This is a genomic window from Pseudoalteromonas sp. P1-7a, assembly GCF_001401855.1.
GTDB lineage: Bacteria > Pseudomonadota > Gammaproteobacteria > Enterobacterales > Alteromonadaceae > Pseudoalteromonas.
Map to the genome: position 1 here is coordinate 112594 of NZ_LKDU01000003.1, position 12525 is coordinate 125118.

Here is a 12525-nt window from a genome sequence, read left to right on the forward strand (position 1 = left end):
TTATGCACCTCCAATGTGCTTATTATATAACTCCAATAATTTCGAATTCAGTTCAACATCAGTAAAAGCAACTACATTACCAACGGGCTTCGAATCTTCTAAGCTTCCTACTCTCACTTCAAAATTTTCATTATCAAAACTATCTATGAAAATATGACTTCCTTCTTTTTCATCATAAAATGATGCGAAGTTGTCTGTAATTGCCATATCAAATTTCATGGTTTCTTCCTTGTAGATTAAACATCAAATAATAAAACCTAATAGTATGCCGTTTCATAACATGCATATTAATATCTTTACCCGGCTAACTTATCAAATCACTTACTAACTTACTAACTTACTAACTTACTACAAAATAATAGCCACTTAACATTAATCTGTTGACTCTAAATAGCATTGATTACACAGTTAATGAACAACCGCATGTACCCGCTGAGTTTAAATGGAATAAGTAACGCGATAAAAGAGCTGAGTTAGATATTAATTTACCTCAGCTCAGCTCAGCGCTAGCATTGGAGCTTCAGGCGTGAACCTATAACGTTGTTGGGTGGCACCTTTGGCTTAACCAACCTACCTTTAACGTAGGTCGGATAAGTGGCGAAGCCACGCCATCAAAAAAAATGATGAATTAACTAGAAACAATCTGACTTACAGAGTTAATGGGAAATATAAAAAAATTGAGCAATATTTATTATTACCTGCTAATAAACTTACACATTCCTAGCCCTAAAACATCGCCATCGCGTTTTACATAACCATAATGTGTATAAAAGCTTTCTTTACCGTGAGCACTTAATAAACCTACTGTAGCGCCATTAGAACAAGTGCTGCTTAAGTAGTTTTCAATGTGGGTCATTACTAAACGACCAATACCTTGTTTTTGATAACTAGGCGCAACAATTATATCTTGAATATAAAAATACATTGCGCCATCACCAATCACTCTCCCAGTGCCTATCAACTTATAAGTGTCGTATACAGTGATCCAAAACAGTGAGTTTTCTATGCTTGCTTTTAATACTTCATCGTTAGGATTTTGCCACTTTACTTGTGTGCGTAAGTTAGCAAATTCATCCAGTGCTGGGGCTTTAAATTCAACTTTATAAACCATTATTATCCTTAATTACTTTTAAAGCGCCACCCAGCTGTGTGAATCAACGTCTTCAAATTTAGTAAGGGAGTGAAAGCTTCCTTACCAACTGTCAATTTAATCTATGCTGCTAGTTTCCACACTACAAACGCAACAGCAAAACCCACTAAATACACTAGCCCTAGCCACGTTAAGCTGCGTAGTAATACGCTGTGCTTAATAGTGGGTTCTGAGCGTACAAGGCTAAAGTTAAGCCATGCAAAAACGGGGGTGGTTACAAAGGCTAGTGTCATGGCAAAGGTAAGCATGGGGCCAAGGGCCGATTTAAAAAATAAAATAACGGCCATGCCTGCTAGTGCTTGCAGTACAAGCCAACTATTTAAACTGTGTTTAGATTGCTTAAAACCAAGTAATTTATGTGATTCGTTAAGAGTGCGTGCGTAGCCGTCAAGTACAGTAAGTGTTGTGCCAAACATACACAAAAAGGCAATAGCCGATACAAGCGGCCTTGCCCACTCGCCAATAGTCAGTGCGTACATATCAATAAGCTGCTTAGCAAAGGCAACACCGCCAAGCTCTATATTGCTGCTTTGCCCATATTGCACCAGCACTCCTAAGCTAAAAAATACTAATGCTAAGCACGCTGTTAACCAATACCCTACGTTAAAATCGAATAAACCTTGGCTTTTAGTCACTGTTTGCTGAGCTTGTTTTTCTTTAAGCCATAGCGAGCTAAGCGCTGATATTTCTATTGGTGCCGGCATCCAGCCCATTAACGCGACCATAAAGCTCAGCATAGCCAGCTCGTATGGTGAAGGACCCACATAGTCAGCGGGCGCCATTGGGCCATTACTAAACGCAATAACCAGCGCAATAACAGTAGCAAGCGTTAATAGCCCCATAATGCCTTTAGCAACGCTGTCGAGCGCTTTAAAGTGCCCTAACAATAATATAGCTAAGCACACACCGAGCAATATCCAACACAGCAGGGTTACCTCTATCACTACAGGCAATGCATAATGCAGTAAACTTGCTGTGAGCAGCAATACACCAGCAGTATTTACTATGGCAGCAAGTATGTTTAGCGCTATAAAACTATAAAAATAGACAGGGCCTTTATTTTTATAGCCTTCTACTAAGCTGTTTTTAGTTACTAATGTGTATTCCATACCAAAACGGAAAAATGGGTATTTTAATACGTTAACCGCCAATATAAGCCAAAATAGTTGCCAGCCAAATAATGCGCCAGCTTGAGTGGATGCAACCAAATGGGAGCCACCTATTGCGGCGGTTGCCATTAAGATACCAGGGCCTAAGGCGCCCAATCGAGATTTCCAAGAAGTGTGTGTTTGCTGCATTAATTTCTCAATATGTGTGTGTTATATATACAAAAGATTAAGTTTTATAATTAAAAAACATAAAGAGAGAACAACTTACCTAAAATCAAGGCAATAAAAAAGAGCCATAAGGCTCTTTTTTATAGTACTTTGGGACTAAAGGTTATTTTAGCTCCATCTCTTGGATGATCTCATGCGCTATTTCTGGCGTTGTGCTTACAGGCTTTTCGTGTAAATTTGCTTTTATTTGCCCTTTTCGATGTTTTAGTGCTGCATCGAGTTTTTTAGCTGCGCTGGCAATCGCAGGGTACATAACTTCGTTTTCCCCTTTTACCGATATACGCGCACCTTCGTAATTTGTGCTAATTTCTGCTTGGATTTTGTGATGCTCTTTAGACAATATAATGTCGAGTGCAATAAGTGATGGAAAGTGGCTCTCGATTTTTGAAAATTTTTCGTTGATATGCTCTCTAATAGAGTTAGTAACGTCTACATGGTGACCAGAAAGATTAATTTTCATAGGGTATCCTTTTATTTGTTACCTCATAAATAGTATTGGGGGCTATTTAGATTAACACAAGGAAAAAGCACTGTTTTTTAAAATTAATTTGTTACTCAAACTGATTTAAATCATACATTGTGCAAAGTTTATGCAAAGCCCATAAACTATGGGCTTTCAGACGTCTAGCCTTAAGCGTTTAGTCTGTGTACGAACAGCAATAGTCAGCAAACTCACTTACTTTTACTTTAAAGCTAACATTGGCATCAACGTTAAATGATTCACCCGCGGTAAATGTTTTCCACTCACTCTCGCCTGGTAATAAAATCTCCCACTGGCCACCTAAAAGCTCCATTAATTCTTTTTTACTGGTATCAAATACAAATTCGCCCGGTTGCATAAAACCTAGCGTTTTAGTTGTGCCATCGTTAAATACCACGGTACGGCTTGATACTTTGCCGTCAAAATACACGTTCGCTTTTTTAATTACGCTTACATTTTCAAACTGAGACATCCTCACTCCTGTTGTATTATTTTATTTAATCGGCCACCACCTTGCCTGATAGGCCTTAGCCTTGCAAGGAATGTACATTGAAAGTTACTCATTTGCGGTTTTAAAGCTGCGTTTTTAGATACCAGCCGCTGCGCTTTTTACGTGGCAACTTATAGCAAAAGTTTGAATATGAGCTTCCAAAGTAGGTGTTAGGCTGCTTGCATTTTTAGCAGCACCTCTTCATATTTGATCAAACAAAAAAGCCCGCCCTGATTTACACAGGGCGGGCTTTTAAATATTAAATCAATTGATTAAAACAAGGCGTTTGCTTTATTTACAATGTTTTCTACTGTAAAGCCAAAAAACTCAAACAGCTCATTTGCTGGTGCAGACTCACCAAAGGTCGTCATACCTACTACTGCGCCATTTAGGCCTACGTACTTGTACCAGTAATCAGCAATACCTGCTTCTACTGCTAAGCGGCGTGTAACGGCTGACGGTAGTACGCTTTCTTTGTATTCGGCGCTTTGATCTTCAAACGCATCAGTACACGGCATAGAGACAACACGTACCTTTTTACCTTGGCTGCGTAGTTCTTTTGCTGAGTCTTGCGCTAGTTGTACCTCAGAACCTGTAGCAATAATAATTAGCTCAGGGTTGCCGTCACAGCTAAGGATGTACCCGCCCTTTTTAACATCTGCTAATTGCTGAGCGTCACGCGATTGTTGCTCAAGGCCTTGGCGAGTAAAGATAAGTGATGTAGGGCCATCTTTACGCTCTATAGCTTGTTGCCATGCAATTGCCGACTCAACTTGGTCACACGGGCGCCAGTTGTATAAGTTTGGCGTTAAACGCATGCTAGCAATTTGCTCTACCGGTTGGTGAGTTGGACCGTCTTCACCTAAACCGATTGAATCATGTGTGTATACAAAAATGCTTGGTTGCTTCATTAGTGCAGCCATACGTACAGCGTTACGCGCATATTCCATAAACATTAAGAAAGTAGCACCGTAAGGAATAAAGCCTTTATGAAGGGCAATACCGTTCATAATTGCCGACATACCAAACTCACGTACACCGTAATAAACGTAGTTACCACTTGCATCGTCTGCAGTTAATCCTTTAGAGCCATCCCAAATTGTTAAATTTGAGCCAGCTAAGTCGGCTGAGCCACCCATGAATTCTGGTAAAATTGGGCCAAAGGCGTTTAATGCATTTTGTGATGCTTTACGCGATGCTGGATTTGCAGGGTTTGCTTGTAACTGCTCTATGTACTCTTGTGATTTTTGTGCCCAATCAGCAGGTAAATCGCCAGCTGTACGACGTTTAAATTCTGCTGCTAGCTCTGGGTAAGCATCTGCGTACGCTGCAAACTTTTCGTCCCAGCTTGATTCAAGTTCTTGCCCTTTAGCTTTTCCATCCCACTGTGCGTAAATATCTTCAGGAATTTCGAATGCCTCGCCAGTCCAACCTAAAAATTCGCGAGATGCTGTAATTTCGTCATCACCTAAAGGTGCGCCGTGACAATCGTGGCTACCCGACTTGTTAGGCGAGCCATAACCAATCACTGTTTTACAACAAATAAGCGTAGGTTTATCGGTAACACTTTTAGCTTCAGCTATTGCAGCACTGATTGCGTCGCTATCGTGGCCATCTACGCCACTAATTACGTGCCAGCCATACGCTTTAAAACGTGCTGGTGTATCGTCGCTAAACCAACCTTCTACTTCACCATCGATTGAAATGCCATTGTCATCCCAAAAAGCAACTAACTTGCCTAGGCCTAAGGTGCCCGCAAGTGAACATGCTTCATGAGAAATACCTTCCATTAAACAACCATCACCCATAAATGCATAGGTGTAATGATCAACAATGTCGTGACCCTCACGGTTAAATTGTGCAGCCAATGCTTTTTCAGCAAGTGCCATACCAACCGCGTTTGTGATCCCCTGACCTAATGGGCCCGTAGTGGTTTCGATACCTGGCGCGTAACCGTACTCTGGGTGGCCAGGTGTTTTTGAATGCATTTGACGGAAGTTTTTAATTTCATCAATTGGTAAGTCGTAACCACTTAGGTGCAGCAGAGAATAAATAAGCATTGAACCGTGGCCGTTTGAAAGAATAAATCTGTCACGGTCAGCCCACTCTGGATTAGTTGGATTATGCTTTAGATAATCGCGCCATAATACTTCTGCGATATCGGCCATGCCCATAGGGGCTCCAGGGTGACCAGATTTGGCCTTTTGTACTGCGTCCATTGACAAGACGCGAATAGCATTTGCAAGTTCTTTGCGAGATGGCATGAATTCTCCTACCTTTATGTGTATTTGCGCGGGTACTAATGTGCTCGTTTTTACCCTTAAGTAACTTAAGAGCTGTTATAGCAACCATTCTTACTTAATGTGGGTGCTGTGTGCAATTAAAAACCCCATAAAAATGGGCTATTATGAATATTTTTTAAGACCAAAAAGTGATTACTCATTTTATTTAGACGTCTAGGCGTAAAAACACTATGCAAGCAGTTTCGTTTTAGATAAAATACGCCCCTTAATTTTTTAGCGCTAATACCGACGTTTGTGAAGCGCAATATTTGTGAGCAGAAATACAATGGCAAAACATTTATTTACTTCTGAATCTGTTTCTGAAGGTCATCCGGATAAAATCGCCGATCAAATCTCTGATGCGGTACTTGATGCTATCCTAGAGCAAGACTCTCATGCCCGTGTTGCGTGCGAAACTTACGTAAAAACCGGTATGGTTATGGTTGGTGGTGAAATCACGACTAGCGCATGGGTTGATATTGAAGAAATTACACGTAAAACAGTACGTGAAATTGGCTACACGCATTCAGACATGGGTTTCGATGCAGACTCGTGTGCTATTTTAAACACCATTGGTAAGCAGTCTCCTGATATTAACCAAGGTGTAGACCGTACTAGCCCAGAAGAACAAGGTGCTGGCGACCAAGGCCTAATGTTTGGTTACGCATGTAACGAAACAGAAGTACTGATGCCTGCGCCAATTACTTACTCACACCGTTTAGTACAACGCCAAGCGCAAGTACGTAAAAGCGGCGAGCTTAATTGGTTACGCCCAGATGCAAAATCGCAAGTAACTTTTGCATACGAAAACGGCAAGCCAGTAGGTATTGATGCAGTTGTACTTTCTACTCAGCACGCTGAAGAAATCTCGCAAAATGATTTAGTAGAAGCCGTGATGGAAACCATCATTAAGCCGGTACTTCCTGCCGAGCTTATTACAAGCGCGACTAAATTTTTCATTAACCCAACGGGTCGTTTTGTAATTGGCGGACCTATGGGCGACTGTGGTTTAACAGGTCGTAAAATTATTGTAGATACATACGGCGGTATGGCACGTCACGGTGGTGGTGCTTTCTCTGGTAAAGATCCATCAAAAGTTGACCGTTCAGCAGCATATGCTGCACGCTACGTAGCTAAAAACGTAGTGGCTGCAGGCCTTGCTGATAAGTGTGAGCTGCAAGTATCTTACGCAATTGGTGTTGCAGAGCCTACCTCTATCAGCGTTGAAACCTTTGGTACAAGCAAGCTTGAAGAAGGTCGCTTAATCGAGCTTATTCGCGAGCACTTTGACCTACGCCCTTACGGCTTAATTCAAATGCTTAATTTAGAGCGCCCAATTTACCAACCAACAGCGGCATACGGTCACTTTGGTCGTGACGAATTCCCATGGGAACGTACAGATAAAGCAGACGCACTTCGCGCAGCTGCAGGCCTTTAAGCCAAAACGTATTAATTAAAAACGGCCCTTTTAAGGGCCGTTTTTATATCTAAAATAAAAGTTAATAATGAGTTTTAGCGAGCCCTCGAATTACTTACTGTTTTAGGTATATACTCTTTGCATAATAAAAGCTTAAGGGATAAGTAAATGGCCAATAATTTTCGCGTTATGTTTGTAGGGCTCGCTGAGGGCACTGAGACTAAAACTGCCTGCGTTAATTTAGCAAATAAACTAAAAACGTCTGAAGATAAAGTAACTCAGTTTTTTAACGGCAAGACACTCTTTGCACCAAGCAATAAAGACAAAGCCCTAAAGCAAGCCAAATTACTCGCAAGTTTAGGCATTAAAAGTAAGTTACAAGCCACAGGTGAGCAGCCTCCTCAAAACCCTAGTGCAGCTAGTCAGCGTGATGAACGGATTTTTGATGCCCTCGATTACATAACAAGCAGCCTGATCCGCCTAGAAGAAAAGCTAGAAGAGCTAGAGCAAAGGCTTCCAACCAATGAGCTAAAAAGCCCTGCAGACGAAAGCGATGAGTGGCAAGAAGATGATCTAATGCTTGACGAGCAGCTCGATGAACCTGTTAAAGCGCGTAGCAATATTTTGTTATATTCACTGATTGCCACCGCCGTTTTACTACTGATTGTGCTTGCTGTTTACTTAGCTTTTCCTGATTTAGTGTCTATTTAATCGAAGGTGCGTAATTACAATGAGCAATAAACGTACACACATACGCCAATCTATTCGTCAATTACGCAATAATCTATCAAAAAAACAGCAAGAAAAAGCCGCTGCACAGCTAAAGTTGAATTTTACTCAACAGCTAAATAGCGAGAAAACAGCCTCGAAAAAACAGATAGCCATTTACTTTAGTAACGATGGAGAGTTAGATACATCGCTGTTAATTAATGAGTTATGGCGACAAGGCCATGCTCTTTATTTACCCGTTATACACCCATTTAATGGGGCTACTTTGCTATTTCAACGCTATGAAAAAAACTCACCCATGAGAGCAAATCGCTATGGTATCTTGGAGCCTAAGCTGAACTGCTCTCAAATATGCCCATTAACTGATTTAGATTACTTACTGATGCCACTTGTTGCATTTGATAATCAAGGTAACCGATTAGGAATGGGGGGTGGATTTTACGATAAAACACTGGCGCAATTACACGCATACAATTGGCAAAAACCGCAACTTATTGGCCTAGCACACAGCTGCCAAAAAGTAGATGCACTGCCAATTGAATCGTGGGATGTTCCACTTAAAACCATTATTACTCCTGATAAAATTTATCACTGGTAATATACACCCACTACACATTTGAAACATGAGCATGACAATGACGCAAGACGAATTAAAAAAAGCAGCTGCGTGGGCTGCACTCGAGTTTGTAAAAGAAAACACCATTGTTGGTGTAGGCACAGGCTCTACCGTAAATCATTTTATTGATGCCCTAGGCACAGTAAAAGACACCATAACGGGGGCGGTATCTAGCTCTGAGGCTTCAACAGCGCGCCTACAAGCATTAGGTATTGAAGTGTTTGAGCTAAACGATGTAGATGCGCTTGATGTTTATGTAGATGGCGCAGATGAAATTAATGCCCATAACGAAATGATCAAAGGCGGCGGCGCAGCACTTACCCGCGAAAAAATAGTCGCAGCCGTTGCAAAACAGTTTGTGTGTATTGTTGATGACACAAAATTAGTAGATACATTGGGCGACTTCCCACTTCCGGTAGAAGTTATACCCATGGCACGCAGCTACGTAGCGCGTGAATTATTAAAACTTGGTGGCGACCCTGTTTACCGCCAAGGCGTAGTAACCGATAACGGTAACGTTATTTTAGATGTACACAATTTAAGTATTAGTAATGCCAAACAACTTGAAACACAAATTAATTCAATTGTTGGCGTAGTTACCAACGGCCTATTTGCGATGCGCGGTGCTGATAAAGTAATTATCGGCACTAAAAATGGGCCACAAATTAAATAGGATGAGGTTATGAGTAAGGTATCGTTAGCAAAAGACAAAATTAAAATTCTCTTGCTTGAAGGTGTTCACCAAAGCGCTGTAGAAACGCTTAAACGTAATGGTTACAGCAACATCGATTACGTAAAAACATCGCTACCTGAGGACGAACTTAAAGAGCGTATTAAAGATGTGCACTTTGTAGGGCTTCGTTCTCGTACTCATATTAATCAAGCCGTTTTAGACTCAGCTGAAAAGCTAGTAGCCATTGGCTGCTTTTGTATTGGTACTAACCAAGTTGACTTAAACGCAGCGCGCGAGCGCGGTATTGCGGTATTTAACGCACCGTTTTCAAACACACGCTCTGTCGCAGAGCTGGTACTTGGCGAAATACTCTTGTTATTACGTGGTATTCCACAGCGTAATGCAGCAGCACACCGTGGCGGCTGGTTAAAAACGGCAACCGGCTCATTTGAAGCTCGCGGTAAAACACTCGGGATTATTGGCTACGGCCACATTGGTACGCAGCTTGGTATTATGGCTGAAAACATTGGTATGACCGTAGAATATTACGATATTGAAGATAAGCTATCTTTAGGTAATGCCACGCAAATTCATAACCTAACACAGCTTTTACAGCGCGCTGATATTATTAGTTTACACGTACCAGAAACACCGCAAACTAAAAACCTGATTGGCACTGCTGAGCTTGCCGTAATGAAGCAGGGCTCAATACTAATTAACGCTTCACGCGGTACTGTAGTGGATATTGATGCACTTGCCGAAGCACTTAGCGAGAAAAAGCTAAGCGGCGCTGCTATTGATGTATTCCCTGTTGAGCCAAAATCTAACGAAGAAGAATTTGTATCGCCACTGCGCGAATTCGACAACGTTATATTAACGCCGCACATTGGTGGTTCAACCCAAGAAGCGCAAGAAAACATTGGTATTGAAGTAGCCGGTAAATTAGCTAAATACTCAGATAATGGCTCAACTATTACGGCTGTTAACTTCCCTGAGGTTTCGCTGCCAGAGCTTGCTAACCGTAGCCGCTTATTGCATGTACACCACAACCGCCCAGGTGTACTTACGCAAATTAACCAAGCGTTTGCCCAGCACGGTATTAATATTGCCGCTCAGTACTTACAAACTGATGAATCAATTGGTTATGTAGTTATTGACGTAGATACCGATCAATCAGAAGTTGCGCTTAAAGAGCTAAGTGCAGTAGAAGGTACAATTAGAGCGCGTATTCTTCACTAAAAGGTGAAGTGTAAAAAATAAATAAACACCGTGTTTAAAATAAATACGGTGTTTTTATTTTAAAGCTAACTTAACTTTAGGCTCTCATTTCAACGTATTTACCTAGGTGCCCATTATAAACCTTGAGTAGCGCCTTGCTTAAACAGTTTCAAATTTTCATAACCACTTATACTTTCACAGCTGATGCTATCCTCGCATTTACCTCCTTTAATACGACTCGATACGGCGGTTCGCATACTAGGCATATTTTTTATATTAGTTATAAAATTACCCATTGTTTGCTTTTCTCTAACAACGGTTATTCGCTCAATATCTTTATTTTCAGGCTCTCTTGGTAAATCAATGCCTAAAGCGGCAAGCTTTAGTTTTGCCCTTGGGTCTTTTATAGCCGCCTTTTTATAATGCTTAACTGCTTTTTCTTTATTGGATTGACCTAAAATTGCTGATTCATACACTTTAGCTAGTAAAAAATTAGCCCTCACATAGCCCTTATTTGCTGCCAGTTCTAGCTTTTCTTTTGCTTCTAAAGCATCATCTTTTGTCGGGTTATTAGCTAGCGTATATGCTGCAATATAATAATTTGCTTTAGGTAACTTTTTAGCGGCATGTCGTAAGTTTGTAAAGCCAAGGCTTTTATTAACTTCACCACCTTGGCCTTCAATCATCATTATGCCAAGTTTAAACTGGCTATTAGGCAGCCCCCAACGAGCGGCTTCATAAAAGTACCTTCTTGCTTTTTTTAAATCTTGCTCTACACCATAACCATTATAATAAAAAGTGCCCAACATCTCTTGAGCAAGTGGGATCTGTTGACGTGAGTATTGCTTTAGCTTTTTAAACTCTTCCTTACATTTTTCTGAAGAGCATGACTCCACCTTGATATTGTGCTCAAAATTAGTTTTTGCTGATATGGTTGGCGAAAGCGATAAGGTTATTACTTGGGTAAGAATTAAAAATAAGCGCATAATTAGGTCCATTTCCGTATGTATAACTAATACACTAGCCAAACAGAGACTGAAAAACAAGCAGCTCAACCAATGCAAAAGCATTTAAAAACAGATTATTATATTGCACAAAAAAGCGTGAGATATACTCACGCTCTAACAACTTCAGTGTTTGCAGCCAACCATATAGGCAACTACAAAGCTAAAACGACTTTATTCGCCTTTAACTTCTAAATTAACGAATTTAACTAGCTCTTCTGGCTGGCCAGCTAACATCATTATTTGCTGGTTTACTTCCATCATGGTTTTACCTTCAGGCAATTTTGCCGATATGCTTAAAGAGTTTAGGCCTTTGGCAAAGTCAGTAAGCGATTGTGCAATTTCTTCAGTTACAGGAGCTTGTTGCAATTGTTGCTGTAGCGTCATTTGCATTTGCTCAAGCGTCATACCTTGCTTTTCAAGCTCACTCACAAATAGCTCTTTTAATTTGCCTTGGTTATTAAGTACTAAATTAATATTACGAGGCTCAAGCTTGCTCATAGCTTGCATCACTAAGGTTTGCTGTTGTAACTCTTGCTCGTAAGTAAGTGGCGTGTCCCCTGCTTCTTGCTGCGCTTTGCTTATAGCAAGGGATGCGTCCATTAATGCTTTAGCATTGGCAAGGCCTACATCCATATTAAAACTAACAATATCTTTTGCATCGAGCTTTAAAACTACGTCGCTGTCGCCAGATTGTTCATCGTAATCGAGCGATGAGCTTAAGTCGTAACTTGCTGAAGCAAGCATTTCGTTTGTATCAGCAGGTAGTTTTGCTACAAAGTCTTTATCGAACTGGAAGCTTTTTACTGTAAACGATGTATGTGGCGATATTTTATCGGTTTCGTAACCGGTTACTTCAATACTTTGAATATGCGCTACGTTTTCACCTTCAGGGCTTATTACTTCCATGTTAGTAATTTCAACACTTTTAGAAATAACACTTGCCGATAAACCCGCATATTTAAACGTTGCACCAGTTTGATCGCTTACTAAAGCTAGCTGCTTGTCTACTTCGGTACGTACTTCTTGAGTTGCTACATAGTTTGCGTAGCTAATGCCACCCACACCTGCTGCAACAATGGCTATGGCTATTACGAGTTTTTTCATGTTATTTCCTTATTCTGTTCT

General features: G+C 40.8%; 13 protein-coding genes and 1 pseudogene. 5 read left to right on the plus strand and 9 right to left on the minus strand.

What is annotated here, in order from left to right; all coding sequences use genetic code 11:
• From AN389_RS04065 to tkt, 6 genes are all read right to left on the minus strand, one after another.
• Complete coding sequence (locus tag AN389_RS04065; protein WP_055017349.1) at positions 1–219, minus strand: hypothetical protein; 219 nt, start codon at positions 217–219, stop codon at positions 1–3.
• 475 nt (positions 220–694) lie between these two features.
• On the minus strand, positions 695–1111 hold the full coding sequence (locus tag AN389_RS04070; protein WP_055019306.1) for a GNAT family N-acetyltransferase: 417 nt from the start codon (positions 1109–1111) through the stop codon (positions 695–697).
• A gap of 101 nt (positions 1112–1212) precedes the next feature.
• Complete coding sequence (locus AN389_RS04075) at positions 1213–2448, minus strand: NRAMP family divalent metal transporter (RefSeq protein WP_055017348.1); 1236 nt, start codon at positions 2446–2448, stop codon at positions 1213–1215.
• A 142-nt stretch (positions 2449–2590) separates the two neighbouring features.
• Positions 2591–2947, minus strand: coding sequence for a ribosome hibernation-promoting factor, HPF/YfiA family (gene hpf / locus AN389_RS04080; protein ID WP_024033129.1), 357 nt, complete (start codon positions 2945–2947; stop codon positions 2591–2593).
• A gap of 178 nt (positions 2948–3125) precedes the next feature.
• Positions 3126–3440 (minus strand): pyrimidine/purine nucleoside phosphorylase, encoded by a 315-nt coding sequence (locus AN389_RS04085; RefSeq protein WP_055016910.1) that lies wholly within the window; start codon positions 3438–3440, stop codon positions 3126–3128.
• 290 nt (positions 3441–3730) lie between these two features.
• Entirely contained in the window at positions 3731–5722 is a 1992-nt protein-coding gene (gene tkt / locus AN389_RS04090; protein ID WP_055016909.1) for a transketolase, read from the minus strand.
• Between the two features lie 304 nt (positions 5723–6026).
• On the opposite strand from tkt, the gene metK reads away from it, so the two are divergent.
• The 5 genes from metK (at position 6027) to serA (ending at position 10414) form a co-directional block, all read left to right on the plus strand.
• Positions 6027–7178 carry a methionine adenosyltransferase gene (gene metK / locus AN389_RS04095; protein WP_055016908.1) on the plus strand — a complete coding sequence of 384 codons (1152 nt, stop codon included), beginning with the start codon at positions 6027–6029 and terminating at the stop codon, positions 7176–7178.
• Between the two features lie 147 nt (positions 7179–7325).
• Complete coding sequence (locus AN389_RS04100; protein WP_055016907.1) at positions 7326–7868, plus strand: hypothetical protein; 543 nt, start codon at positions 7326–7328, stop codon at positions 7866–7868.
• 19 nt (positions 7869–7887) lie between these two features.
• Positions 7888–8484 (plus strand): 5-formyltetrahydrofolate cyclo-ligase, encoded by a 597-nt coding sequence (locus AN389_RS04105; RefSeq protein ID WP_055016906.1) that lies wholly within the window; start codon positions 7888–7890, stop codon positions 8482–8484.
• A gap of 37 nt (positions 8485–8521) precedes the next feature.
• A complete protein-coding gene (rpiA, locus tag AN389_RS04110) occupies positions 8522–9175 on the plus strand; it encodes a ribose-5-phosphate isomerase RpiA (RefSeq protein WP_055016905.1) in 654 nt (217 codons plus the stop codon).
• Between the two features lie 9 nt (positions 9176–9184).
• Positions 9185–10414 (plus strand): phosphoglycerate dehydrogenase, encoded by a 1230-nt coding sequence (gene serA / locus AN389_RS04115; protein WP_055016904.1) that lies wholly within the window; start codon positions 9185–9187, stop codon positions 10412–10414.
• Between the two features lie 113 nt (positions 10415–10527).
• On the opposite strand, the gene AN389_RS20640 is transcribed toward serA, so the two are convergent.
• From AN389_RS20640 to AN389_RS04125, 3 genes and pseudogenes are all read right to left on the minus strand, one after another.
• The gene (locus AN389_RS20640) at positions 10528–11079 is read right to left on the minus strand and encodes a tetratricopeptide repeat protein (protein ID WP_235575950.1); all 552 of its coding nucleotides are present in this window, start codon (positions 11077–11079) and stop codon (positions 10528–10530) included.
• 51 nt (positions 11080–11130) lie between these two features.
• A pseudogene (locus tag AN389_RS20800) lies at positions 11131–11463 on the minus strand (hypothetical protein); the annotation flags it as partial.
• A gap of 108 nt (positions 11464–11571) precedes the next feature.
• Complete coding sequence (locus AN389_RS04125; protein WP_055019307.1) at positions 11572–12504, minus strand: hypothetical protein; 933 nt, start codon at positions 12502–12504, stop codon at positions 11572–11574.
• Positions 12505–12525 lie beyond the last annotated feature (21 nt).

Bases quoted from the DNA above. Each gene is read 5' to 3' on its own strand.
- AN389_RS04065 (WP_055017349.1), bottom strand. From the start codon at position 219: ATGAAATTTGATATGGCAATTACAGACAACTTCGCATCATTTTATGAT.
- AN389_RS04070 (WP_055019306.1), bottom strand. From the start codon at position 1,111: ATGGTTTATAAAGTTGAATTTAAAGCCCCAGCACTGGATGAATTTGCT.
- AN389_RS04075 (WP_055017348.1), bottom strand. From the start codon at position 2,448: ATGCAGCAAACACACACTTCTTGGAAATCTCGATTGGGCGCCTTAGGC.
- hpf (WP_024033129.1), bottom strand. From the start codon at position 2,947: ATGAAAATTAATCTTTCTGGTCACCATGTAGACGTTACTAACTCTATT.
- AN389_RS04085 (WP_055016910.1), bottom strand. From the start codon at position 3,440: ATGTCTCAGTTTGAAAATGTAAGCGTAATTAAAAAAGCGAACGTGTAT.
- tkt (WP_055016909.1), bottom strand. From the start codon at position 5,722: ATGCCATCTCGCAAAGAACTTGCAAATGCTATTCGCGTCTTGTCAATG.
- metK (WP_055016908.1), top strand. From the start codon at position 6,027: ATGGCAAAACATTTATTTACTTCTGAATCTGTTTCTGAAGGTCATCCG.
- AN389_RS04100 (WP_055016907.1), top strand. From the start codon at position 7,326: ATGGCCAATAATTTTCGCGTTATGTTTGTAGGGCTCGCTGAGGGCACT.
- AN389_RS04105 (WP_055016906.1), top strand. From the start codon at position 7,888: ATGAGCAATAAACGTACACACATACGCCAATCTATTCGTCAATTACGC.
- rpiA (WP_055016905.1), top strand. From the start codon at position 8,522: ATGACGCAAGACGAATTAAAAAAAGCAGCTGCGTGGGCTGCACTCGAG.
- serA (WP_055016904.1), top strand. From the start codon at position 9,185: ATGAGTAAGGTATCGTTAGCAAAAGACAAAATTAAAATTCTCTTGCTT.
- AN389_RS20640 (WP_235575950.1), bottom strand. From the start codon at position 11,079: ATGATTGAAGGCCAAGGTGGTGAAGTTAATAAAAGCCTTGGCTTTACA.
- AN389_RS04125 (WP_055019307.1), bottom strand. From the start codon at position 12,504: ATGAAAAAACTCGTAATAGCCATAGCCATTGTTGCAGCAGGTGTGGGT.